Annotated in this window: 22 protein-coding genes and 1 riboswitch; of the genes, 12 read left to right on the forward strand and 10 right to left on the reverse strand. The window is 60.9% G+C overall.

The annotated features are described in order from the left end of the window. Positions 1–377: 377 nt before the first annotated feature. Both BR41_RS17150 and BR41_RS17155 read left to right on the forward strand, forming a co-directional pair. Positions 378–1,097 (forward strand): pseudouridine synthase, encoded by a 720-nt coding sequence (locus tag BR41_RS17150; protein WP_035059480.1) that lies wholly within the window; start codon positions 378–380, stop codon positions 1,095–1,097. A gap of 4 nt (positions 1,098–1,101) precedes the next feature. After that, entirely contained in the window at positions 1,102–2,160 is a 1,059-nt protein-coding gene (locus BR41_RS17155) for a patatin-like phospholipase family protein (RefSeq protein ID WP_035059482.1), read from the forward strand. A 416-nt stretch (positions 2,161–2,576) separates the two neighbouring features. Here the strand turns inward: BR41_RS17155 and BR41_RS17160 are convergent, their stop codons facing one another. The 6 genes from BR41_RS17160 to BR41_RS17185 form a co-directional block, all read right to left on the reverse strand. Beyond that, a complete protein-coding gene (locus tag BR41_RS17160; RefSeq protein WP_169741327.1) occupies positions 2,577–3,152 on the reverse strand; it encodes a PqiC family protein in 576 nt (191 codons plus the stop codon). Then, positions 3,152–4,873: a PqiB family protein gene (locus BR41_RS17165; RefSeq protein WP_084187347.1), complete on the reverse strand. Its 1,722-nt coding sequence runs from the start codon at positions 4,871–4,873 to the stop codon at positions 3,152–3,154. The genes BR41_RS17160 and BR41_RS17165 overlap by 1 nt, the downstream gene beginning before the upstream one ends. Further along, entirely contained in the window at positions 4,785–5,468 is a 684-nt protein-coding gene (locus tag BR41_RS17170; protein WP_211251792.1) for a paraquat-inducible protein A, read from the reverse strand. Before BR41_RS17170 ends, BR41_RS17165 begins: the two co-directional genes overlap by 89 nt. Next, positions 5,465–6,151: a paraquat-inducible protein A gene (locus BR41_RS17175; RefSeq protein ID WP_051711244.1), complete on the reverse strand. Its 687-nt coding sequence runs from the start codon at positions 6,149–6,151 to the stop codon at positions 5,465–5,467. The genes BR41_RS17170 and BR41_RS17175 overlap by 4 nt, the downstream gene beginning before the upstream one ends. Before the next feature lie 140 nt (positions 6,152–6,291). Next, a complete protein-coding gene (locus BR41_RS17180; RefSeq protein WP_035059488.1) occupies positions 6,292–6,960 on the reverse strand; it encodes a thiol:disulfide interchange protein DsbA/DsbL in 669 nt (222 codons plus the stop codon). A gap of 143 nt (positions 6,961–7,103) precedes the next feature. Then, on the reverse strand, positions 7,104–7,829 hold the full coding sequence (locus tag BR41_RS17185; protein WP_211251793.1) for an SPOR domain-containing protein: 726 nt from the start codon (positions 7,827–7,829) through the stop codon (positions 7,104–7,106). Positions 7,830–8,085: 256 nt separating this feature from the next. Between BR41_RS17185 and BR41_RS17190 the strand changes: the two genes are divergently transcribed. The 7 genes from BR41_RS17190 (at position 8,086) to BR41_RS17220 (ending at position 14,053) form a co-directional block, all read left to right on the forward strand. Further along, entirely contained in the window at positions 8,086–8,616 is a 531-nt protein-coding gene (locus BR41_RS17190; protein WP_035059490.1) for an iron transporter, read from the forward strand. 95 nt (positions 8,617–8,711) lie between these two features. Then, positions 8,712–9,056: a cupredoxin domain-containing protein gene (locus BR41_RS17195; RefSeq protein WP_084187348.1), complete on the forward strand. Its 345-nt coding sequence runs from the start codon at positions 8,712–8,714 to the stop codon at positions 9,054–9,056. Positions 9,057–9,082: 26 nt separating this feature from the next. After that, on the forward strand, positions 9,083–9,901 hold the full coding sequence (locus BR41_RS17200; RefSeq protein ID WP_035059494.1) for an FTR1 family iron permease: 819 nt from the start codon (positions 9,083–9,085) through the stop codon (positions 9,899–9,901). Between the two features lie 36 nt (positions 9,902–9,937). Next, positions 9,938–11,302 carry a 4Fe-4S binding protein gene (locus BR41_RS17205; protein ID WP_035059496.1) on the forward strand — a complete coding sequence of 455 codons (1,365 nt, stop codon included), beginning with the start codon at positions 9,938–9,940 and terminating at the stop codon, positions 11,300–11,302. A 193-nt stretch (positions 11,303–11,495) separates the two neighbouring features. Further along, positions 11,496–12,884 carry an argininosuccinate lyase gene (argH, locus tag BR41_RS17210; RefSeq protein WP_035059498.1) on the forward strand — a complete coding sequence of 463 codons (1,389 nt, stop codon included), beginning with the start codon at positions 11,496–11,498 and terminating at the stop codon, positions 12,882–12,884. Positions 12,885–12,991: 107 nt separating this feature from the next. Further along, positions 12,992–13,462 carry a GNAT family N-acetyltransferase gene (locus BR41_RS17215; RefSeq protein ID WP_245615965.1) on the forward strand — a complete coding sequence of 157 codons (471 nt, stop codon included), beginning with the start codon at positions 12,992–12,994 and terminating at the stop codon, positions 13,460–13,462. A 120-nt stretch (positions 13,463–13,582) separates the two neighbouring features. After that, positions 13,583–14,053, forward strand: coding sequence for a hypothetical protein (locus BR41_RS17220; RefSeq protein ID WP_035059500.1), 471 nt, complete (start codon positions 13,583–13,585; stop codon positions 14,051–14,053). Between the two features lie 170 nt (positions 14,054–14,223). Here the strand turns inward: BR41_RS17220 and BR41_RS17225 are convergent, their stop codons facing one another. Beyond that, positions 14,224–14,688, reverse strand: a complete 465-nt coding sequence (locus BR41_RS17225; protein WP_035059502.1) for a DMT family transporter — start codon at positions 14,686–14,688, stop codon at positions 14,224–14,226. Between the two features lie 211 nt (positions 14,689–14,899). On the opposite strand from BR41_RS17225, the gene BR41_RS17230 reads away from it, so the two are divergent. After that, on the forward strand, positions 14,900–15,910 hold the full coding sequence (locus BR41_RS17230) for a nucleoid-associated protein (RefSeq protein WP_035059504.1): 1,011 nt from the start codon (positions 14,900–14,902) through the stop codon (positions 15,908–15,910). A 113-nt stretch (positions 15,911–16,023) separates the two neighbouring features. Here the strand turns inward: BR41_RS17230 and BR41_RS17235 are convergent, their stop codons facing one another. Continuing rightward, entirely contained in the window at positions 16,024–16,962 is a 939-nt protein-coding gene (locus tag BR41_RS17235; protein ID WP_051711248.1) for a LysR family transcriptional regulator, read from the reverse strand. Between the two features lie 126 nt (positions 16,963–17,088). Between BR41_RS17235 and BR41_RS17240 the strand changes: the two genes are divergently transcribed. After that, entirely contained in the window at positions 17,089–18,063 is a 975-nt protein-coding gene (locus BR41_RS17240) for an NAD-dependent epimerase/dehydratase family protein (protein WP_035059505.1), read from the forward strand. Positions 18,064–18,180: 117 nt separating this feature from the next. On the opposite strand, the gene BR41_RS17245 is transcribed toward BR41_RS17240, so the two are convergent. Together BR41_RS17245 and thiC are read right to left on the reverse strand one after the other, a co-directional pair. Then, the gene (locus BR41_RS17245; protein WP_035059506.1) at positions 18,181–20,154 is read right to left on the reverse strand and encodes a peptidase U32 family protein; all 1,974 of its coding nucleotides are present in this window, start codon (positions 20,152–20,154) and stop codon (positions 18,181–18,183) included. A 153-nt stretch (positions 20,155–20,307) separates the two neighbouring features. Beyond that, complete coding sequence (gene thiC, locus BR41_RS17250) at positions 20,308–22,230, reverse strand: phosphomethylpyrimidine synthase ThiC (protein WP_035059507.1); 1,923 nt, start codon at positions 22,228–22,230, stop codon at positions 20,308–20,310. 46 nt (positions 22,231–22,276) lie between these two features. Beyond that, positions 22,277–22,387: riboswitch (TPP riboswitch) on the reverse strand. Between the two features lie 90 nt (positions 22,388–22,477). On the opposite strand from thiC, the gene BR41_RS17255 reads away from it, so the two are divergent. Further along, a complete protein-coding gene (locus BR41_RS17255; protein WP_035059508.1) occupies positions 22,478–23,128 on the forward strand; it encodes a protein-L-isoaspartate O-methyltransferase family protein in 651 nt (216 codons plus the stop codon). Positions 23,129–23,259 lie beyond the last annotated feature (131 nt).

Here is a 23,259-nt window from a genome sequence, read left to right on the forward strand (position 1 = left end):
CCTTCGGCACAAGCCGATGTGCTGACGGTGTTCTTCTGTCATAAGGCCATTCGCACCATCGATCTGCGGGTGCAGTTAGACTAGGTTGAGTGTTACCCATGTCTACCGACAAGTGTTACCTATGTCTCCCGGCTGAACACATAGCGATACCCATCAAGCATGGTCACCGGAAGCGATGGGTATCGCTATGCTCAACCCATCCTACGTGCTGATAAGAGCGCGCTTTTGTGGGAGCGAGCTTGCTCGCGATGACCGTGTGTCAATTAACGAAGCAATCGCGAGCAAGCTCGCTCCTACAACGATTTTCTCAGTGCTCTCTGTGGTTCAAGATTCAGGGTTTTAACGGCATCCGCAGCTTTTTCGGTAAAGTCTCGCCCATGAAAAAACTATCGCTAGATCGCATTTTGCAGAATCAGGGCTTTGGCACTCGCAAGGGCTGCCGGGGGCTGGTCGAAGACGGCGACGTCACTATTGCCGGTGAAGTCGTGACCGATTACAAGCGCGAATTCGACCCGACCGGGCTGGAATTCACCGTGTTCGACGAGCCGTGGCTGTATCGCGAGCATGTCTATATCGCGCTCAACAAGCCGGCCAATTTCGAGTGCTCGCGCAAGCCGTCGCACCATCCTGGTGTGCATACGCTGCTGCCGGAGCAATTTACTTGGCGCGATGTGCAGCCGGTAGGACGGCTCGATCACGATACGACCGGCCTGTTGCTGCTGTCCGATCACGGCGCGTTCATCCACGCGCAAAGTCACCCCAAGCATCATCAGCCGAAGGTGTACGTCGCCACCCTGGCGGAGCCGGCCGACCAATCACTGGCCGATGCCTTGCTGGCGGGCGTGAAGCTGGCCGACGAACCGGCACCGCTTGCCGCGCAAGTTGCCAAGCTGATCGATCCGACACATATCGAGATCGTCATCGACCAAGGCAAATACCATCAGGTGAAGCGGATGCTGGCGGCGGCTGGGAATCACTGCGCGGCACTGGCGCGGGTGCAGATCGGTGGTCTGACGCTGGCTGCGCTTGATCTGGCCGAGGGCGAATGGTGCTACCTCGATGAAGAACAGCTCGCCATCCTGAATAGCGAGGCGTGACCGGGTGAGCGATTTGCAGCTTCTCGCCGGCCCGGCGGCGCTGGCGCGCATTCAGCGTGAAGGATTCCATCAAGGGTTGTTCAGTCATGTTGGCGCAGCTGCTGGCGGGCCGAAATGGCTGGTGCAGTCCCGGCTGGATCGCGCGTTGTTCGGCGAATGGCTGGCAGCAAACCCGCCACAACTGACGGCGATTGGCTCATCGATTGGCGCATGGCGCTTGGCTTGTCTGGCGCAGAACGATCCGCTCGCGGCGCTCTGCCGGTTCGAGGATCGCTATCTGGAACAACGTTATCCAAGCAAGCCCACACCAGCCCAAGTCAGCGCGGAATCACGCTTGATCATGACGGCTTTGTTGGGTGAGACGGGGGCTGCCGAAGTCATCGCGCATCCGTGGCTGCACCTGAATATTTACGTGGCCCGTGCGTTGCGTGGCATCGATGCCAGCGGCAGCGCGCGTGATCGTCTGGCGCTGTCTCGCGCTGTGCTCGCCAATCTGCGTGGGCGGCACAAGTTGGGCCGCTATTTCGAGCGCGTGGTGTTTCATGCCGGTCATCCGGCCGCGCTGCAGCGGGATGGCTTTACCACCCACTCAGTGCCCCTGAATGCTGCCAATCTGCCCGAGGTGTTGATGGCCAGTGGCACGATTCCCGGTGTACTGGAAACTGTTACCACGCTTGATGGTGCGGGGTCGGGCGTGTATCTGGATGGTGGATTGATCGATTACCACATGGATTTGCCGCTGGCCGATCCGGCCGGGCTGCTGCTGTTGCCGCATTTCAGCACACGCGTCACGACTGGATGGTTGGACAAGTTCGCACCTTGGCGACGTGCACAGCATCTGGATCACGCGGTGATCATCGCGCCCTCAGCCGAATGGATCGCCCGTCTGCCGAATGGCCGCATCCCGGATCGTAAGGATTTCGCCCGTTACGACGGGCGGGATGATGCGCGGATTGCGGCGTGGAAAAAGGCGCTGGCCGAGGGGGATCGATTGGCGGATGGGTTTAGGGATGCGGCGGTGCAGGGACGGTTGGAAGGGTTGGTGAAGCCGCTAAATTTTTAATGCCTGCTCAAATCTTTAGCACTTTGTTGGAAAAATGGTGCGGCGCAATGCCCTTCCGGGATTGCGCCCTACGAAACAACAGACTTCGCAAACAGTTGTCGCCTTTGTATGCGCAATGGTTGCAATGCGGCTTTTTCCCCCTTCGCGCTAAGCGCCGAGGGAGTGTCGCGAGACCTTAGGAGGTCGTTCTCATCAAAGCGGACCGATCGAGGGTAGCCTGCGGCGTGCGAAGCTTTGCTTCGTTCAGCCAGAGCCGTCCAGCGGGGGGTGCCTTTGGGGTGGAGGGGGCCCAAAGGAATATGTACACCCCGAGACAAAGTCCCTTCCCCGGTCGCGGGACGGACTCCCGCTGTAACGCTTTTAACCGCGCCATCGGCGCATAACTTGTTTTCTTCACAGTAAACGACAAAGCTCGCCTACCGCCCCGCCCACCTGCCAATCTCATCCGCCAGCTTCAACACCACGCGCCGCTGCGCGGCCACCAGCGCCTCATAACTCGCATCCGCACTCACATCGCTTACGGTGGAGCGCCCGCTATGCAGCACCTTGCCGTCGCCATCACGAATCCGCCAGAGCGCTTCCAGCGTGACGCTGCCGCCAAGGGTGGCGTCGAGGCGCTGGATGTCGATGACGACTTGCTGCGGCGCATCGCTGGCGGCGCTCTGGCCGGTGACTGCCACGGGCCGGTTCAGTTTGCGGCCGAGTTCGGCGGCCACCACGGTAGCGATTTCGCTTTTGAGTGGCTGCACCCAGAGCCGCAAGTCCAGCACGCGCAATTCGCCTTCCTTGCGCACCAACAACTGCGGCCGGTCGAGCGCTTCCGGCACGGTGACCGGGCCGACGACAGCTGCTACCGCGCCGGTGATGGTGCCGGCGGCAGCGGTATCCGGTGCTGACAGACTGTAGAAGTGTTCCTGCGGCGTGCTGCAGCCGGCCAGTAGCAAGGCGGCGAGGCCGATGGAAACGAGGACTTGGTGGCGGGTGAGTTGCATCATTCTTCCTTGGCCTTGCCGCGAAGCAGCGCTTCCGGGTGGCGTTCCAGATAGTCGGTCAGTGCGCGCATGGAATCGGCGGCGCGGCTCACGTCTTGCAGGGCGCTGCGCAGGTCGGTTTGCACCGGAGCATCCTGATTCAGCACCTTGCCGGCCGATTGCAGCGTGCGTTGGGCCTCGGCCATGGTGCGCTGGGCTTCGGTCATGGTGGCGGTGACTTGCGGTGCGACTTCGCCGTCCAGCCGTTTGACCAGCGCGTTGGTGCTGTTGATCGCCTGATCGAGATTGCCAATGGCGTGCTTGAGATCGTTGCTGATGTCATCGAACGGGATCTTGTTGATCTTCTGCGCGACCTCGGTGACGGTGTTTTGCAGCTCGCCCAGGCTGCCCTGCATGGTCGGGATCGCCAACGGCGTCACGCTGTGATCGACCGTGGCCTTGGGCGCTTTCGGGAAGAAATCCAGCGCCACGTACAGCTGGCCGGTGAGCAGGTTGCCGGTGCGCAGCTGTGCGCGCAGGCCGCGTGCGACGAGGCTGTCGAGCACGGCGTTGGGGTTGGTGTCCGGCGCGTTGCCCTTGCGGTTGCGGGTCTGGAGGCGTTGTGGATAGATGGCGATGTCGACCGGGAAACGCATGGTTTTGGTATCGGCATCGTATTCAAAATTGACCGAGAGCACTTCGCCGATGACGATGCCGCGGAAATCGATCGGTGCGCCGGGTGTGAGGCCGCGCAGCGATTCCTGGAAATACATCACGAAGCGCTGCTCGCCGGTATCCGGCTGCTTCATTGCTTCGATCTTGTCGCTGGCCAGGCGGAAGGTGGCGTTCTCAGCGGCCTGCTGGGCGTGATCGTTGTCGATGGCGTCCTGGAAGGCGATGCCGCCGACCAGCAGGGTGGTGAGCGATTCGGTCTGCAGGCGCACGCCATTGGCATCCACGCTCACATCGATGCCGCTGGCATGCCAGAAGCGGGTGTCGATATGCACGTAGCGCTGGTACGGGTCGTTGATGAACACCTTGAGCGTGACGCCCTTGCCGTCCGGGTCGAGCTGGTAGGCGGTCACTTGGCCGACGGCGATACGCCGGTAATAGACCGGTGAGCCGATATCCAGCGAGCCGATCTCGCGCGCATGCAGCGTGAACTGCCGGCCCGGCGTGCCTTCGGTGATGATGGGCTGCACTTCCAGCCCCTTGAAACTGCTGCGCTTATTGGTCGATTTGCCGACGTCCATGCCGATGTAAGCACCGGAGATCAGTGTGCCCAGACCGGAAATACCGCCAGCCGCCACGCGGGGCTTCACGACCCAAAAGCGGGTGTCGTCCACCAGCATTTCGGCTGCTTCGGGCGAAAGCTCCGCCGTGGCGATCACACGCTGGCGGTCGGGGGAGAGGCCGATGTGCTTGACCACGCCGATCTCGACATCCTTGTACTTGATCTTGGTCTTGCCGACGTCCAGCCCCTCAGCAGAAAGGAAGGAGATGGTCACGGTCGGGCCATGCGAGAGGATGGCCTTGACCGCGAGCCAGCCGCCGATCAGTGCGGCCACCAGCGGGATGATCCACACCAGTTGCAGTGACCGTTTGCGTTTGGGTTCTGCAACGGCGCGCGGCAACGCGGCGAGGTCGTCGGGATTAGCGGGGGAGGGCGTCGGGGCTGGCACGGGGTTCCCTTGGTTCGGGTGTTGCGGGTTCGGGTGTTGCGGGTTCGGGTGTTGCGTCATTCAGCGGGTCCCAGATCAGGCGGGGGTCGAAACTCATGGCTGAGAGCATCGTCAGCACGACGACGGCGGCAAAGGCGACGGCACCGGGGCCGGCCGTGACAGTGGCGAGCGACTGGATCTGTACCAGCGCGGCCAGAATGGCGACGACGTAGATATCGAGCATCGACCAGCGGCCGACGAATTCGACCAGTCGGTAGAGCTTGAGCCGCTGCAGGGGCTGCCAGCGTGAGCGGCATTGCACCGAGATCAGCAGCAAGGTGAGCGCGATCATTTTCAGCATCGGCACCATGATGCTGGCGAAGAACACTAGCAGCGCGAGCGGCCACGATCCGCTCGACCACAAGAAAACCACGCCGGACAGGATGGTGTCGCGCTGCTCACCAAGGATCGAACCCGTGATCATGATCGGCAGCGCGTTGGCCGGGATATAGAGAATCATCGCCGCGATCAGATAGGCCCAGGTGCGGGCGATGCTGGCGGGTTTGCGCAAATGCAGATGCGCGCCGCAACGCGGGCAGTGGGCACCGTCTCCTTCCAGCCGGGAGAGCAGGCCGCAGCTATGGCAGTTGGCCAGTCGATAGTGGGCGGCAGTCACGGCTTTAATGGCTGTATTCCGATGCGGCGCCACACTTCATCGGCGTGAAACGAGGCGCTCATCGCTGCAAGCGCGATCACCAGCGCCCCGAGCGACCATAGGGCGGTGCCGGGGATCACGCTGGCGAAGTGGGTCAGTTTGACCAAGGCGACCAGCACGCCCAGCAAGAAAACTTCGACCATCCCCCACGGCCGCATCGCGGCGAGGGCGCGCAACAAGCCAATCGAGCCGGCTGGCAGCACGCCACGATTGAGCGGCAACAAAAGGTAAAGCATGGCGGCGAGCATGATGCCGGGGACGCAGATGGTGGTGATCGCGACCACGCCGGCCACGATGGGCAGCCCTTCATGCCAAAGGCTGAGCACGGTGCCGGCGAGGGTGCTGTTGTTGCGGATGCCTTGCAGTTCCAGTGTGACGATGGGGAAGGCGTTGGTAATCAGGAACAGCATCACACCGGTGAGTGCCCAGGCGAGCGAGCGTTGTGCGCCATCGACCCGGTAGCGTAGCAACAGTGCCCGGCAACGTGCGCAACGCTGCACGCTATCGCCGGAGAAGGGCTGCAGGCGTTGCAGCAGATCGCATTCGTGGCAGGCAACCAGCTCCCCTCGCGCTGGCGGGGCAGCCGGACGGCGCTGGGCGAGCATCGGTGCGGGGGCGATGAAACGGTAGCGGATCGTCGACAAGGATCGGCTCGGCGCGCGTGGCTGTTTTGATCTGCGGATAATACGGTGCGCCGAAGGGGCAGTGGCCGTATTTTTGCCATGAAACGAAACAAGGGTCGGCAAAGCCGACCCTTGTTCTATTTCATCCGGGCGGGAGCTACTTACTTCTTCTTGGCAGGCTTGGTGGTTGCCGGCTTGTTGCTGCCGCGTTCCTGCGCCAGAACTTGATCCACCACTTGCAGCACGGTGCCGTCTTCCTTGCCCGTCATCGATGGCGAAGTCGTGTACTTGCCGTTGATGATGAAGGTCGGCACGCCATCGACCTTGTAGTCGCGGCCGGCTTGCGCCAGTTGGCCCAGCTGGGCGTTCATCGAGAACGCCTTGTAGTTGGTCTTGAATTTCTCGACGTCGATGCCTTGCTTCTTCACCCAGTCGTACAAGACGTCTTCACGGCGCAGTTCGATGCCTTCCTTCTGGATGGCGTTGAATACGGCTTGCTGGTACTTGGCGGCGATGCCCATAGCGTTCAGCGCGATGAAGATGCGCGCGTGCGCTTCGATGTCGTTACGGCCTTCCCAGCTCACGTGCATGCGGCGGAAGTTCACATCTTTGGGCAGCTTCTTCGCCCAGTCCTCAACATACGGCTCGACGTTCATGCAATGCGGGCAGCCGTACCAGAAGAACTCGATGACTTCGAGCTTGCCGGGCTGGGCGACCGGCTGCGGGGAAGCCAGTTTCTTGTATTCAACGCCCTCGCGGAATTCGGCGTGGGCCGAGATGGCAAGGAAACCTGCGATCAGGCCGAAAGCGGCCAACCAACGTTTCAACATGGGTGCTCCTGTGGACGAGGCAGTGTTATTTTTTTAACCGGCGTCTAAACCGGTCGGTCAGCAAACTCAATTACTTATGGATTATTTGAGTACTTGGTGTCCAGCGAACTGGGCGAACTGTTGCTTGAACCGCAAATCGTTCATCAGTTCCCTTTGACGACCGTGCTGTCTACGCCATTGCTCTTGAGATCGCCGCGGGTCTTGTCCATCTCGCTCAAGCTGGCAAATGGCCCGATGCGAACGCGGTGCCACAAGCCTTTGCCGGGTACTTCGGCGCTCTGGATCTTCGCTTCCACACCCATCAACGCCAACTTGGCTTTCAGGTTGTCCGCATCTTGCTCGTTCTGGAATGCGCCGACCTGCAGATACGCGCCCTTGGGGGCTTCGACCTTGGCGGGCGGGCTCGCATCCGCCTTCTTCGTGTCTTGTTGCGGTTTGTCGGCCTTGTCGGATTTATCGTTCAGCTCCGGCAGCACTTTATAGAAGTCAAAGCGCTCGACACTGCTGGCCGCGCTTGCCGGCTTACTGGCTGAATTTGCCGTGGCAGCGCTTGTAGTGTCTTTGTCCGCGCCATTGGGGCGGAGGACTTCCGGCGCGGCGTTGACCGCGACGGCCGGCGCGGAGCTTACGGCATCCGGCGGCGTTTCCTGCGTTGTCTTGGCCGCAAACGGATTGCTGCTGCGATTCAGGTAGAGCGCAATGCCGACCGCAACCGCCACGCCAACGAGCACGCCCAGGATCAGGCCAGTCAGCAGCGAACCGCCACCACCATTGCTGCTGCCGGTGGACGCGGTGCGCGATTTTTTCATGTCGCGGGCCATCTTGTAGTTGTCTCCGCCGCCGTTCGCCAAGGTGGGAAACGGGGTCAAGGTGTTTACCGAAGCGGTGATTCCGACCGCCGCAAAAGGCGGTGGATCATCCACGCAATCGGCGGATTATACGGCGTGTCAAGCGATTTGGCGTGGGGCTTGGTGGGGCTTTGCGGGTGGGGCTAGCGCAAGTCTTGTTACAAATCAATGTCAACGAGAACGCTTCTCAATGACGTAGCCAAGAGTAGAATTGCGGCTTACAACGAATTCCTCAGTTTGACCGTAATCAACTCACTACCTTGGGAAAGGATTTTCAATGAAGCGTACCTTGCTTGCCCTGATGTTTGTCACCGCCGGCTTTGCTCAAGCCGCTGAATACCCGATCGGCAAGCCGGCCAAGCAAGCCGGCATGGAGATTGGCGCGGTTTATCTGCAGCCGATCAAGATGGACCCGGAAGGCATGATGCTTGCGGCCGAAAAGTCCGATATTCACCTCGAAGCTGACATCCACGCGCTCAAGGGCAACCCGAACGGCTTTGCTGAAGGCGAGTGGGTGCCGTATCTGCTGGTGAAGTATGAAATCCAGAAGGTCGGCAGCAAGAACGTGATCAAGGGCGATTTCATGGGCATGGTCGCCAGCGATGGCCCGCATTACGGCGATAACGTGAAGCTGGAAGGCCCGGGCAAGTACAAGCTCAAGTACACCATCCTGTCGCCAGCCGAAAATCCGCAGGCACACTTCGGCCGCCACGTGGATAAGGAAACCGGCGTGGGTCCGTGGTTCAAGCCGTTCGATCTCAACTATGAGTTCACCTACGCCGGTACCGGCAAGAAGGGCGGCTACTAAGTCGTGCTGATGGCAACAGGGCTGCTTGCAGCCCTGTGCCCGTTTTGAAGGGAAGGGGCTCGCGCATTCGTCGGCGGGCCGGGAAAAGGTTGGATATGACTCGAAACTCGTTTGCCTTGGGGATGGCCGGTGTGGTCCTCGCGCTCGCTGCCATCGCCCCGGTGGCGCAGGCCGCCGATTTGCCGACGTTCAAGATCACGCTCAAGGATGGCGTCATGACGCCCGCGCGTATCGAAGCGCCGGCCAACACGCGCTTCAAGCTCGAGATCACCAATGCCGGCAAATCGCCGGCTGAGTTCGAAAGCATCTCGCTGCGCAAGGAAAAGGTGCTCGGCCCCGGCGTGACCTCGTTCGTGGTCGTCAATCCGACCAGCCCGGCCGAACACGTACTCTTCGACGACTTCCACCCGCAAGCCAAGGGCCTGCTGGTCATCAAGTAAGGCCTTTCGGGGCAGGGACTGCAGATATGGATCAGGTTCTTTTCATCGTCTGGCGGGAAAGCGTCGAAGCGCTGCTCGTGGTCGGCATTCTTTATGCGTGGCTGAAAGCCAGCCCGGTGGCGGGCAAGCGCGGTTTGCGCTTCCTGTGGGGTGGCGTAGCGGCCGGCTTGGGTCTGGCTGGTTTGCTGGCGCTCGGCTTGCTGGGCGTGGCGCAAGTCCTCTCCGATAATGGCCAGGAGTACTTCCGCGCCGGGATGGCGTTGGTGGCTGCCGCGCTGGTGGTGCAGATGGTCTACTGGATGAAAAAGCACGGCCGCACGCTCAAGCGCGAGCTGGAGTCGGGCATGGCCGAGAATGTCGAGCGCTCCAACTGGTGGGGCTTGTTGGTGCTGGTGATGATCGCGGTGGCGCGGGAAGGGAGCGAAACCGCGGTGTTCCTTTACGGCACCATCGCCAATGCCGAGGCCGGCCAGATGGGCGGCTTCGCCTTGGCTGGCGTGGTCGGGCTGGTGGCGGCGTTCGGCACTTTCTGGTTGCTGCAACTGGGCGGCAAGCTGATTACATGGCGACGCTTCTTCAAGGTGACCGAAGTGTTGCTGCTGTTGCTGGCGGGTTCGCTGCTCGTCAACGGGCTGGAAACGCTGGTGTCGGTCGGCCTGTTGCCCGGCATCGTCGATCCGCTCTGGAATAGCTCGCACCTGCTGGATGACAGTCGCGGTATCGGCAAGCTGTTCGCGGACTTTGCCGGCTATCGCGCCCAGCCTGCCTTGCTGGTACTGCTGGCGTGGCTGCTGTATTGGGTGAGCAGTGTGACCTTGCTGCGCCGCGCTGGTCGGCCGGCGTAATATTCTGCCTTTCTTGTTTCGGAGCCGGGCTTGGCAATGACTGCTTTCGCACTGCGCGTGGCACGCTTCGGCGACTTCCTGCGCGACCACAAGCGCGCACTGCGTAACTTGCAGTGGGTGGTGGTCGCGGTCTACGCCTTCCTGCTGATCGTGCCGGCCTGTCTGCCGCTGCCGACCGAGACCTCGCACATCTTCAACCATATGACGATTACCGCTCAATTTGCCTTCTGGGGCATCTGGTGGCCGTTCGTATTGGTGTCGATGCCGGTGATGGGGCGGGCGTGGTGCGGCTGGTTCTGCCCTGAGGGCATGCTGGCCGAGTGGGCGAGTGAGCGCGGCCTGAACAAGCCGATTCCGAAATGGATGCGCTGGGGCGGCTGGCCCTTTGTCGCGTTCGCGTTGACGACGGTCTACGGCCAGCTCGTCAGCGTCTATCAATACCCGCTCGCCGTGTTGCTGGTGCTGGGCGGCTCGACCATTGGCGCCATGCTGGTGGGTTTCTGGGCCGGCCGCGAGAAGCGCGTGTGGTGCCGTTACCTGTGCCCGGTGAACGGCGTGTTCGGTCTTCTATCCAAGCTTGCACCGTGGCGCTTCAAGGTGCAGGAAGATCAATGGCGCGCGCACCACGGCAAGGTGATCCCGATCAATTGCGCCCCGCTTGTGCCGTTGCGTCATATGAAAGGCGCATCCGATTGCCACATGTGTGGTCGCTGCAGCGGACATCGTGAAGCGATCACCTTGGTTGCGCGTTCGCCGGAAGAAGAAGTCGTCAAGATCGCCAAGGGCAGCGGCTGGGAGACCGCGCTGATCGTGTTCGGCCTGATGGGCCTGGCGGTCGGTGCCTTCCTGTGGTCGGCCAGCCCTTGGCTCGTCGCGGTCAAGCAATCGATCGCCACTTGGTTGATCGATCGCGACATCCTCTGGCCGCTCGACGACTCCGCGCCGTGGTGGTTGCTCACCCACTATCCGCAAGTGAACGACAGTTTCAGCTGGCTCGATGGTGCGATGATCATCAGCTTCATTGCCGTCACCACGGTAGTGGTCGGTGGGGCGCTCTATCTGGCGCTCTGGCTGGCAGATAGAGCGTTGCCCGGCCGCAACGCTTTGAGCCTGCACAAGCTCGCCCAAGGCTTCATCCCCGCTGCGGGCTGTGGCGTTTTCCTCGGTTTGTCCGCCACCACCATCACACTGATCAAGCACGAAGGACTGGGCACCGACTGGGCGAACCCGCTTCGCTTCACGCTGCTGACCTGTGCGCTGCTCTGGTCGCTACGCCTTGTCTGGCGTATGACGGGCCAGCGCAGCCCCAGCGCGCCGCGCCGCCTGAGCGCCATGCTCCTGCTGGCCGTCGGCGTGTCGCCGTTCGTCGCCAGCTGGTTGCTGCTGTTCGTCATCTGGTAAATACCTGATTTAGTTGTTGCGCTGCAGCATGGATAATCTACCCTCCGTTTACGGGGGTAGATTGCAACCTGGGTTTTTCGCCTTCGTTGCAAACGGCGCCTGAAAGCTCGGTGAAACGCTGGCTATGCTGCGGCGCAACCCGTTGACCCGTATAATCGCCCGCTTTGCTATTTAATTTCGCACAGGATTCGCGATGTCTGATTCCGCCAACAAGATGTGGTCGGGCCGCTTCAACGAGCCGGTCTCGGAGCTCGTCAAGCGCTTTACCGCCTCGGTCAATTTCGATAAACGAATGGCAGAAGTGGACATCGAAGGCTCGCTTGCGCATGCCGCGATGCTCAACAAGGTGGGCGTGCTGAGCGCCGCCGACCTCGCCGCCATCCAGCAAGGCATGTCGGAAATCCTGGCCGATATCCGCGCCGGCCAATTCGAGTGGAGCCTTGATCTCGAAGACGTGCACATGAATATCGAGCGCCGCCTGACCGAGAAAATCGGCGATGCCGGCAAGCGTCTGCACACCGGCCGCTCGCGCAATGATCAGGTCGCGACCGACATCCGCCTCTATTTGCGTGGCGCGATCGATATCCTGGTTGCCCTCACGCACGAACTGCAGAAATCGCTGCTCGATCTGGCAGACCAACACGCCGCGACCGTGATGCCGGGCTTTACCCACTTGCAAGTGGCACAGCCGGTCACTTTCGGCCACCACATGCTGGCGTATGTGGAAATGCTCGGCCGTGATGCCGATCGCTTCCTCGATGCCCGAGCCCGGGTCAATCAATTACCGCTCGGCGCTGCAGCGTTGGCCGGTACCACTTACCCGATCGATCGTCTGTACACCGCCGAACTGCTGGGTTTCGACGGCGTGTGCCAGAACTCGCTCGATGCCGTGAGCGATCGCGACTTCGCCATTGAATTCACCGCCGCCGCCGCGTTGACGATGACCCACCTGTCGCGCCTGTCCGAAGAGTTGGTACTGTGGATGAGCCCGCGCTACGGCTTCATCGACATCGCCGACCGCTTCTGTACCGGTTCGTCGATCATGCCGCAGAAGAAAAACCCGGACGTGCCCGAACTGGTACGTGGCAAGACTGGCCGCGTAAATGGTCATCTGGTCGGCCTGCTCACGCTGATGAAGGCCCAGCCGCTGGCGTACAACAAAGACAATCAGGAAGACAAGGAACCGCTGTTCGACACCGTCGATACATTGGGCGATACCCTGCGCATCTATGCCGACATGATGCGCGGCGTAACGGTGAAGCCGGAGGCGATGGAACGCGCGGTCAAGCAAGGGTTCGCGACTGCGACCGATCTTGCCGATTACCTGGTGAAGAAAGGCCTGCCGTTCCGCGATGCGCACGAAGCCGTTGCATTGGCCGTGCGTTATGCCGAAGAAAAGCGCCGCGATTTGTCAGAGTTGCAACTGGTCGAGCTCAAGAGCTTCTCGCCGCTGATCGAGGCCGATGTGGTTGGCGTGCTCACGCTGGAAGGCAGCTTGGCTGCGCGTGATCATGTGGGCGGCACCGCGCCGAACCAGGTGCGCGCCCAGATCGCCCGTTGGCGCGAAGTGCTGGCAGCCTGATCGCCCTCTGCTCTGCAAGACAGGCAGTCCCCGATAGCCCCCTCCTGCGCGAGGGGGTTATTGTTTTTAGATTTGATGAATCGCGGTGCAGCCGCAGGATATGACCGATGAGCAAGGCGGGTATGGAAATCACATGGCGCTGGTTCGAGTTCGACGCGTTTGACCCGCATACGCTCTACGCCTACTTACGCCTGCGCCAGCAGGTGTTCGTGATCGAGCAAGCCTGCATCTACCCGGATATCGATGATCTGGATCAGCCGTCGCTCCATCTGCTCGGGTTCGATGCGGCCGGCACCTTGCAAGCCTGTTTGAGGTTAGTGCCGCCGGGTCTCAAGTATCCTCAGCCCTCCATGGGGCGGGTGGTGATTGCACCTGCCGCACGGGGCACCGGTATCGGGCATCGCTTGGTAGCAGAGGCGCTACGGAAGTCCGATGCGCATTACCCGGGCCTTGGCCACCAGATCGGCGCACAAGCCCATCTGGCCGGGTTCTATGGCCAACATGGATTTACGCAATTGGGCGATGCCTATGACGAAGACGGCATCCTGCATATCGATATGATTCGCCCAGCCGAATAAGCGCTTCGGCGTTTCTTTGAATCGCTTCGTTCACCGTGAATTCAGGTGTTCTCCTGCATATATCGATATGCAGCGCCGTATCGGGTAGGCTGGCGTATCGATTGTCGTTATGCCGTTACCATGCCTGAAACCACCTCCCACCTGATTTGCGCCCCGGAATTCGACGAAATCGGTCACGTGGTCACGATCCACGTGACAACGGGGGACTGGGCCGTGCGTGACGGCGCGCTGGTCACCCTGGCGCTGCCGGATGGCGAAGTCGTGGTTGTCGCGCCGGATACCGGCAGCATCTCATCGCTGTTGATCGAAGTAGGGGAAGAGATCACCAGCGGTGAATTGCTGCTGATGATGGAAATCGAAGAGCAGGAATCCGGCTGGCTACCGCTGGATCTGCCTCCCGCCTGCAGTGCGCTCCCGGTGTTGCAAGCATCGTCGATAGCGAGTGCTGACGTGCTGCAAGTAACCCGGGATGCCGCCAGCCTTGCGGCACGGCTTGGTGTGGATCTGAGCGAGATCATGCCAACCGCCGATGGCGTGATCGACCGGGCAGATGTGGAGCGGTACGTCCGCCAGCGCCTCGCGCGCGACTAAGCCTCACTCAAAAAGCCGCTCTGACTGTGTTACCCGACCTTGCCGTACGCGATGTACTGTCTGCGGTCGGGCGTCGTGCCATAGCGGCTTTTTGAGTGGGGTTTGGTCGATGGCGTAGCCCCGACGCAATGGTGCGGCCGGGGAGTTGCACTGACTTGTCTATCTAGTATTTAGCGCCAGAACTTATCCCCCAAATTCACCAGCGCCACACCCACGGCGACCAGCACCGCGCCGACCAGCCGAGCGTTACCCACTTCCCTCAGCGGCATCCCCAGCCAGCCAAAGCGATCAAACAGCATCGACACCAACACTTGGCCCGCGATGATCAACGACAGCATCGCTGCTACGCCGATGCGCGGCGCCAGGAAGGTAGTGCCGAACACGAAAAACGCGCCCATCGTGCCGCCCGTCAGCATCCACCAGTCTGCACGCGGCAGACCACTCGCGAAGCTGCCCCACTTTTGCCCGGTGCAGAGCGCCACCAGAAACAACACGATGGCACCGCTGGAGAATGACACCAGCGCGGCCAGCAGAGTGCTGCCCCCGATGACCGCCTTCAGCTGATTGTTGATGGCGGCCTGCGCCGGAATGACGAGGCCGATGGAGAAAGCAAGGGCGTAGAAGAAGCTTTGCATAAAGGGCTACCGGAGATTGGGTCGAGGGAGGAAGGGATGGGGCGATCTTGCCCGTCACCGCCCGGAAATGCCATTGGATTGCCGCGGATCAAGATAATGCGTCGATTGATGCTCGAGCAGCGGCATCGTGGGCCATCTCAGGTACGCATCCACACGGCGAAGATGGGACAATAGCGCCCCTCTGTTTCATTCCCCAGTTCGGATCGCCTTTATGGATACGCAACAACACACCATCCGCAACCTCGTTGTCCATCAACTGGTGAAAGAGCCGCACGGCCCGGCATCGATCGCATTGCGGCAAGGCGAAATGCGCGTGACGCCAGCGGCGCAACGGCTGATCGACCATATGTGCATGCGCTATGCCGAACGCACCGGCAAGGGCTATGGCCGGTTCGAGGACGACGAAGACAACTTTCCGATGCCACGTTTCATCCGCCAGCACGTGATCGAGGAATCCATCGACTTCATCACGCTGGCGCAACTGATGATGCAGCATCTGCAAGTACGTGCCGGTGAAGAGCAACTCGCCAGCGGTGGCTACGTGCTGATCGCCCGGGTGGATGACATGAGCCGCGATGTGCTGATCGTGGCACTGGTGACCGAAACCGTTGGCACCGCCATCACTGAAGGGCTGGATATCGTCGACAGCATCCATTTGGACATGGGCAATCTGCGCGTCGCCGGCCGCATTGACCTCGGCGGCTGGCAGCGTGGCGCCGAGCGCTATATCAGCTTCCTCAAGGGGCGTGGTGACGTGGCGCACTACTTCAAGCTCTTCCTCGGCTGCAACGACGTGATCTTGGCGCTCAAGGAAACACAGAAGCTGGTGCAAGGCCTGACGCAATTCGCCGAGCGCCAGCAACTGCCAACCGAAACCCGCGATGCACTGTTCGAGCGCGCGCATGGCTATCTGGATGAAGTCGGTAACGATGGCGAACCGGTCAGTCTGGATGTGCTGGTGCAACGCGCGTGGCCGGATGCACCGGCCGAGTTGCGCAATACCTTGGGCGACCCAGAACGCGAGCTCTCCGGTGGCTTCGTCCCCGATCGCCGCGCCATTCGACCGCTGACACATTTCAAGGCATCGGCCGAGCACTGGAAGATCGAATTCGACCGCAGCAGCTTGCGCTCCGGCCAAGTGATCTACAACCGGGAAAACGGCACGCTGGTGCTGACGGAGATTCCGGATACCCTGCGCCGGGCGTTGTTGGGTGACGATTAGTTAATGACGTTGTACGCCTAGGGCGGGTTAGACGCTTCGCGTCGTAACCCGCCGCATTTGCGATTCTCCACTACATTGTCCGGCGGGTTACGACGCAAGGCGTCTAACCCGCCCTACAAGGTTGCCGTTGGTTTTCCCTCATCGCCGAATTCCGCCAACGCCTCCGCCAGAAAATCAAACACGATGCCAATACGCGGTGTGGCACGCAGCTCCCGGTGAGCCGTGAGCCAGACCGGCAGCGACGGGAGCGGTTGCTCCGGCATGAACTGCACCAGCTCCGGAAACGTCTGCGCCAGATGGCGAATGGCGATGCCGCAACCGAGGCCGGCCCGCACCGCTTGCAGGCCGACGATCTGGTTGTCGCAACGGAACTGGAAGAAATGTCGATCCACGTCGAAACCGGCTGCGCGAAAGCCATCAATCATCTGGCCAGATTGATCCAACCCCACCCAGCGGTGCCGGTGCAGGCTGGCCATCTCCAGCGGCACAGCGATGTTGTCGATGTAATCACGCCGGGCATAAAAGCCCAGCGGCCATTCGGCGATCTTGCGGGCGATCAGCCCGGTTTGCGTCGGCCGCACCATGCGGATGGCAATGTCCGCTTCGCGCTCCAGCAGGTTATCCACGCGATTGGAGGCAACCAGCTCCACCTCGATACCCGGCTGAGCCGCTGCCAGCCGCGCCAAAATTGGCGGCAGGATAAAGGCGGACATCACCTCGCTGGCCGTAATCCGCACCGTGCCGGCAATCGCCTGATCCTGCCCGGCTGCAGCCAGACTTAAGGCTTGTGCCGCGGCTAACATCCGCTTGGCGGGCTCTAGCAGAGTGTTGCCGATCTCGGTCAGCTGCAAACCACGCGCTACCCGTTCGAACAAGGCGGTGCCAACCTGGGCTTCCAGCTCGGCAATCTGGCGCGAAACGGTAGGCTGGCTCAGGCCCAATACGTCGGTCGCACGAGACATCGCGCCTTGATCGGCGACGACGACAAAGGCACGCAACAGGTTCCAATCCAGGCGGCGTGGGTCGAGGCCGCTGAGCGGGGCGGTGGGCATGTCGATAATCCTTAATGTATTCATATGCGCATATCAGCTATGCATCCATGCGTATTGTTGTTGACGCGGCGCGATCCGACAATGGTTTCACCCGCCGCGCATCGCGGTCCTTCTCTGGAGCAAACCATGTCTGCCTTGAAAAATACCGTGATGATCCTGGGCGCTAACGGCCGTATCGGCCGTGCTACCACTGCAGCTTTTGCCCAAGCCGGCTGGCGTGTGATTGCCCAGACCCGCACACCGGCACGCTATGCCTTGCCAGCCGGCGCGGAACCGTTGGTGTGCGACGTGCTCGATACCGCTGCCTTGATCGCTGCAGGGCAAAACGCCGACGTGATCGTCAACGCGATCAACCCGGAATACACGCAGTGGGAAAAGCATCTGCCGCCGATTACCGCCAGCGTGCTGCAACTCGCCAAGTCCACCCGTGCGCTGCTGATGCTGCCGGGCAATGTCTACAACTACGGTCGCGAAATGCCGTCGCAACTGCTGGAGACCACGCCTCAGGTCGCCAATACCAGCAAAGCCAAGCTGCGCATCGCGCTGGAATCGCAGATGCAGGCCGCCGCCGCGCAAGGCGTGAACAGCGTGGTGATCCGCGCCGGTGATTTTCTGGGTGGGGAAGGGGCCGGCACCTGGCTGGACCAGATCATGGCCAAGGGGCTGAAGGGCGGCAGTGTGACCTATATGGGGCCGATGGATGTCGCGCATGCTTGGGCGTATCTGCCTGACCTAGCTGAGGTGTTTGTGAAAGTGGCGGAACGTCGCGACCAACTTAGCGGTTTCAATGCCTTCAACTTCGAAGGACATACGCTGACCGGGCAGCAGTTCCATGCCGCGCTCGAACAAGCCGTCGGTCAGGCATTACGGATCAAGCAAATGCCGTGGTGGCTGTTTCGCCTGATCTCGCCAGTGGTGCCGTTGCTGCGTGCCTTGCTGGAAATGCGTTATCTGTGGAACCGGCCGCATCAATTGGTCGATACCAAGTTGCGTGGTTTGATCGGCAGTACGCCCCGTACCGAGACGGCAGTGGCATTGCGTGAGGCGCTGGCGGCGCAGGGGTTGTTGCCTGCGAAAGTGGCAGCTGCCCAGCCAGTGTGATCCAAGTATGGATTTTGTAGGCGCGTAGGACGGGTTAGCCGCAAGGCGTAACCCGCGAATTCAGCGGGCAAGAGAACCGCCACGCACGGGTCAAACGACCCGGCCGGTGGGGCGGTATTAAACCGGCCGCGTCTTGTGAAACGTAATCGTCTCGACCGGCACGGATGACGGCGGGGCGGATTTGAAAATGTGCGGCTTCATCTTGCCGATTACATGCATCTCGCACGGTTTGCAATCGAACTTGAGCGTGTAGGTTTCCGAGCCGGATTTGAGCGTCATCGGCTCGGCGCGGATCTGGCCCTTCACGCCGATCACGCCTTTGGCCTGTTTTGGGCACAGGTTGTAGGAGAAACGCAGGCAGTGCTTGGTGATCATCACGCTGACTTCGCCCGGCTCTTCGTGCGCCTCATAAGCAGCCGCGATCAACTGCACGCCATGTTTGGTATAGAAAGCGCGCGCAGCGTCGTTGTAGACGTTGGCGAGATAGCTGAGCGAGGTTTCCGGGTAGGCCACCGGCGGTTCGATGGCCTTTTTGCGTTCCGGGCGTGGCCAAGCGGCAACGCGGGCGGCTTCGAGTTGCTCGATGGCATCGCGGCGTAGCGCGTTGATGGTCGAAGCAGGCACGAACCACGGCTGCGAAAGCGCGAGCGACACATCGTTGGCGACGAACATGGTATTGCCCAACTTGGCGAGACTGTCGCGCAAACCGGCTTCGGCTTTGGCGGCATCCTTCGCCGGTTCTAATGCCAGTGCCACGCTGGCGGTAGCAGTACAGCCGTCTTCATCAGTCACGGTGAGCGCGAGGCCATCGGCGGAATCGGCCAGCGACAGCCACGCGCCGATGCGCCGGTCGGACGACTTCTGTCCCAGTGCCTTTTCCCACGCGTGGTCGCGGTTGCGGCTGATCGGCGTGCCGACTTTCAGACCATCCAGCTGTTGCATGACCTCGTTCGGAAACACGCGCCAGATCGCGCCGGCTTCGCTCTTGCTGACCTTCTCGACCGTATTGGCCTGCACGCCAACCACGTCGCGCTTCTTCATGTAATTCAGTCCATCGCCATTGGCGAGCGGCTCGGCGGCATCGATCTCGAACCACTTCGGCCCGACCTTGGTGACGGTGCCGACCGTGACGCCCACGTATTTCGGCGAATCGAATGCGCCGATATCTTCCTTGCGCCCCGTGACGAAGTAATCGGTATGGCCGCGGTGGAAATTTTTGTCGACATCCGGCGTGAAGAAAATGTCCGTGCTGCCGGATGAAGCGCGGGCCAGCTCTGGGCGGCGTTCCAGGATTTCATCCAGCAGCAGGCGGTAATGGGCAGTGATGTTCTTCACATAACCCATGTCCTTGTAGCGGCCTTCGATCTTGAACGAGCGCACGCCGGCATCGATTAGGGCTTCCAGATTGGCGCTCTGATCGTTGTCTTTCATTGACAGCAGATGCTTGTCGAACGCGACCACGCGGCCTTGGGCGTCGGACAGGGTGTAGGGCAGGCGACAGGCTTGCGAGCAATCGCCGCGGTTGGCGCTGCGGCCGGTATCCGCGTGGCTGATGTTGCACTGGCCGGAATACGCCACGCACAACGCGCCGTGAATGAAGAATTCGATGGTGGTATCCAGCGGCACCGCATCGCGCACAGCGCGAATCTGGTCGAGCTTCAACTCCCGCGCCAGCACGATCTGGCTGAACCCGGCATCGGCGAGGAAACGCGCTTTCTCGACGCCACGGATGTCGCATTGCGTGGAGGCGTGTAGCTGGATCGGCGGGATATCAAGCTCCAGCACGCCCATGTCCTGCACGATCAGCGCATCCACGCCGGCATCGTAGAGCTGGTGGATCAGCTTGCGCGCGGGTTCCAGCTCTGCATCGTGCAGGATGGTATTGAGGGTGACGAAGATGCGGCTGTGATAGCGGTGGGCAAAACGCACCAGCTCGGCGATCTCGCTGACCTCGTTACTGGCATTGTGCCGCGCCCCGAAGCTCGGCCCACCGATATACACCGCGTCCGCGCCATGCAGGATCGCTTCGCGACCGATGTCGATGTTCTTGGCAGGGGAGAGGAGTTCAAGCTGGTGGGCGGGCAGGCTCATGGCAGACAACTGGATGTGGCGGTGAGGGGCGGAAGTATAACGGAATCAAGGGCTTGAAGGCCAAACGAAGCGCCGGCCGGATGGGGCGGGATTCTGCAGAAATGACAACGGGCCGCATCAGCGGCCCGTTTGAGTAGAGCGAGGTGCTCGGGATTACTGCTTGTGATACACCTCAGCGCCCTTCTTCACGAACTCGATCGACTTCGCTTCCATGCCCTTGGCCAATGCATCGGCTTCGGCAATGCCTTGTTTCTCGGCGTAGTCGCGCACGTCCTGCGTGATCTTCATCGAGCAGAAATGCGGGCCGCACATCGAGCAGAAATGCGCGACCTTGGCGCCTTGCTGCGGCAGGGTTTCATCATGGAATTCACGGGCGCGATCCGGGTCGAGGCCGAGGTTGAACTGGTCTTCCCAGCGGAATTCGAAGCGGGCTTTGGACAGCGCGTTGTCGCGAATCTGCGCACCGGGGTGGCCCTTGGCGAGATCGGCGGCGTGGGCGGCGAGCTTGTAGGTGATGATGCCTTCCTTCACGTCATCCTTGTTCGGCAGGCCCAAGTGCTCCTTGGGGGTGACGTAGCAAAGCATGGCGGTGCCGTACCAACCGATTTGCGCGGCGCCGATGGCGGAGGTGATGTGGTCGTAGCCGGGGGCGATGTCGGTCGTCAACGGGCCGAGGGTGTAGAACGGCGCTTCGTCGCACCATTCCAGCTGCAGATCCATGTTCTCTTTGATGAGCTGCATCGGCACGTGGCCGGGGCCTTCGATCATCGTCTGTACGTCATGTTTCCAGGCGATTTGCGTCAGTTCGCCCAGTGTCTTGAGTTCGCCCAGCTGCGCTTCGTCATTGGCATCCCATACCGAGCCCGGGCGCAGGCCGTCGCCGAGCGAGAAGCTGACGTCGTAGGCCTTCATGATTTCGCAGATGTCTTCGAAATGCGTATAGAGGAAGTTTTCCTTGTGATGCGCCAGGCACCACTTGGCCATGATCGAGCCGCCACGCGAGACGATGCCAGTCATGCGGTTGGCGGTCATCGGCACATAGCGCAGCAGCACGCCGGCGTGGATGGTGAAGTAATCGACGCCTTGTTCGGCTTGCTCGATCAGCGTGTCGCGGAACAGCTCCCAGGTCAGGTCTTCAGCCTTGCCGTTGACCTTTTCCAGCGCCTGATAGATCGGCACGGTGCCGATCGGGACGGGGGAGTTACGCAGAATCCACTCGCGTGTTTCGTGGATGTTCTTGCCGGTGGAAAGATCCATGATGGTGTCCGCACCCCAGCGGATACCCCAAGTCATCTTGTCCACTTCTTCATTGATCGAAGATGTAACGGCGCTGTTGCCGATGTTGCCGTTGATCTTCACCAGGAAATTGCGGCCGATGATCATCGGCTCGACTTCCGGATGGTTGATGTTGGCGGGGATGATGGCGCGGCCACGGGCGACTTCATCGCGCACGAATTCCGGCGTGATCAGTTGCGGAATGCTGGCGCCGAACGACTGGCCCGGATGCTGGCGCAGCATCATCGCAGCCATCTTCTCGCCCTTCGGGCCCAGCGCCTTGAGGCTTTCCATGTATTGCTCGCGCTGCAGGTTCTCGCGGATGGCGATGTATTCCATCTCTGGCGTGACGATGCCGCGGCGGGCGTAATGCATCTGGCCGACGTTTGCCCCTGCCTTGGCTTTGCGTGGCTGGCGGGTGAGTTCAAAGCGCAGTGGGTCGAGTGATTTGTCGCCCTCGCGCATGCGGCCGTAGTCACTGGTCAGGCCGGAGAGCAGTTCGGTGTCGTTGCGTTCTTCAATCCACTTGGCGCGGATCGGGGAGAGGCCCTTGCGTACATCGATCTTCGCCTGCGGATCGGTGTAGGGCCCGGAACAGTCATACACGTAGATTGGTGGATTCTGCTCACCGCCGAATTCGGTCGGGGTAATGGTCTGCGTGATTTCGCGCATCGGCACGCGGATATCCGGGCGACTGCCTGCTACATAGACCTTGCGGGAATTGGGCAACGGCTGAATCGCTGCTTCATCGACGTGGGCGTCGCTGGCGCGGAATTCGGTCGGCTTGGTGGGGGAATTCATGCGGGCATCTCCAAGAGTGGCGCAGGGATGCGCTGGAAATGCCTGTGGCGAGGCATTTTCGCTTCCCTACGCCGGTGTGAACCGGATCAGGTGCTGAGGGACTCTCTCATCCGGACTGGCGTTAAAACGCATCAATACGGAACCCCTAGCGAAGATGCGTCGAAGGTACTGAACTTATGGGATAATCGCAAGTTGATTTCAGTTGACCAGACGGCCGGAAACCGGGCCGCATTGAGGTGAAGCAAAAATGGATTGGGAACAAGCCCGCTACCTGATGGTTGAACAGCAGATCCGCCCGTGGAACGTGCTCGACAGCCAAGTCCTCGAACGCCTGTTCGCCGTGAAGCGTGAAGATTTCGTGCCGGCCGATAAGAAGGATCTGGCGTTCGTCGATACGCAACTGCCGCTCGGCAATGGCAATTTCATGCTGGAACCGAAGCTGGAAGCCAAGCTGGTGCAGGATGTTGAGTTGAAAGCGACTGATCGCGTACTCGTTGTTGGCGCTGGTACTGGCTACGTTGTAGCGCTGGCTGCCGGTTTGGCCGCACAGGTGATCGGTGTCGAGATCGACCTTGCGCTCAAGCAGGCTGCAGAAGCCAATTTGCTGCGCGCAGGTATCCGCAATGCGCGAATTGACGAAGGCGACGGACTTTCTGCAGCACACTCCGCTGGCCCGTTCGACGCGATCATCGTGACCGGCTCATTGCCCGAAGTATCGGCCGGGCTGAAAGAGCAGCTTGCAGATGGCGGCCGTCTGATCGCTATTGTGGGTGAACTGCCCATCATGACCGCTGTACGGGTAACCCGTGCTGGCGGCAGTTTTGGCGAAACTCGCCTGTTTGAATATAATCTGCCGCGATTGAAGAATGCATCTGCTGAGACGGCTTTTGATTTCTAAGCAGATGGGTATTGGGAATACTTAAAAAAGCGCGCCAGTCTGGCGCGCTTTTTAGTTACTGAGGACAGTTCCAGGCTGGCCGTGTGCTCTGAGAGTCGGTGTATGTGCCGTATAGCTGAATCACGGTTTGT

Origin of the sequence: Andreprevotia chitinilytica DSM 18519 (assembly GCF_000711875.1) — a bacterium.
Taxonomy (GTDB): domain Bacteria; phylum Pseudomonadota; class Gammaproteobacteria; order Burkholderiales; family Chitinibacteraceae; genus Andreprevotia; species Andreprevotia chitinilytica.

Excerpts from the sequence above, each read along its gene's own strand:
- BR41_RS17240 (WP_035059505.1), top strand. The coding sequence starts at position 17,089 with ATGTCTGCCTTGAAAAATACCGTGATGATCCTGGGCGCTAACGGCCGT.
- BR41_RS17165 (WP_084187347.1), bottom strand. The coding sequence starts at position 4,873 with ATGACGCAACACCCGAACCCGCAACACCCGAACCCGCAACACCCGAAC.
- BR41_RS17225 (WP_035059502.1), bottom strand. The coding sequence starts at position 14,688 with ATGCAAAGCTTCTTCTACGCCCTTGCTTTCTCCATCGGCCTCGTCATT.
- BR41_RS17200 (WP_035059494.1), top strand. The coding sequence starts at position 9,083 with ATGGATCAGGTTCTTTTCATCGTCTGGCGGGAAAGCGTCGAAGCGCTG.
- BR41_RS17205 (WP_035059496.1), top strand. The coding sequence starts at position 9,938 with ATGACTGCTTTCGCACTGCGCGTGGCACGCTTCGGCGACTTCCTGCGC.
- BR41_RS17195 (WP_084187348.1), top strand. The coding sequence starts at position 8,712 with ATGACTCGAAACTCGTTTGCCTTGGGGATGGCCGGTGTGGTCCTCGCG.
- BR41_RS17160 (WP_169741327.1), bottom strand. The coding sequence starts at position 3,152 with ATGCAACTCACCCGCCACCAAGTCCTCGTTTCCATCGGCCTCGCCGCC.
- BR41_RS17180 (WP_035059488.1), bottom strand. The coding sequence starts at position 6,960 with ATGTTGAAACGTTGGTTGGCCGCTTTCGGCCTGATCGCAGGTTTCCTT.
- BR41_RS17215 (WP_245615965.1), top strand. The coding sequence starts at position 12,992 with ATGAGCAAGGCGGGTATGGAAATCACATGGCGCTGGTTCGAGTTCGAC.
- BR41_RS17245 (WP_035059506.1), bottom strand. The coding sequence starts at position 20,154 with ATGAGCCTGCCCGCCCACCAGCTTGAACTCCTCTCCCCTGCCAAGAAC.
- BR41_RS17235 (WP_051711248.1), bottom strand. The coding sequence starts at position 16,962 with ATGCCCACCGCCCCGCTCAGCGGCCTCGACCCACGCCGCCTGGATTGG.
- argH (WP_035059498.1), top strand. The coding sequence starts at position 11,496 with ATGTCTGATTCCGCCAACAAGATGTGGTCGGGCCGCTTCAACGAGCCG.
- BR41_RS17230 (WP_035059504.1), top strand. The coding sequence starts at position 14,900 with ATGGATACGCAACAACACACCATCCGCAACCTCGTTGTCCATCAACTG.
- BR41_RS17220 (WP_035059500.1), top strand. The coding sequence starts at position 13,583 with ATGCCTGAAACCACCTCCCACCTGATTTGCGCCCCGGAATTCGACGAA.
- BR41_RS17190 (WP_035059490.1), top strand. The coding sequence starts at position 8,086 with ATGAAGCGTACCTTGCTTGCCCTGATGTTTGTCACCGCCGGCTTTGCT.
- thiC (WP_035059507.1), bottom strand. The coding sequence starts at position 22,230 with ATGAATTCCCCCACCAAGCCGACCGAATTCCGCGCCAGCGACGCCCAC.
- BR41_RS17255 (WP_035059508.1), top strand. The coding sequence starts at position 22,478 with ATGGATTGGGAACAAGCCCGCTACCTGATGGTTGAACAGCAGATCCGC.
- BR41_RS17150 (WP_035059480.1), top strand. The coding sequence starts at position 378 with ATGAAAAAACTATCGCTAGATCGCATTTTGCAGAATCAGGGCTTTGGC.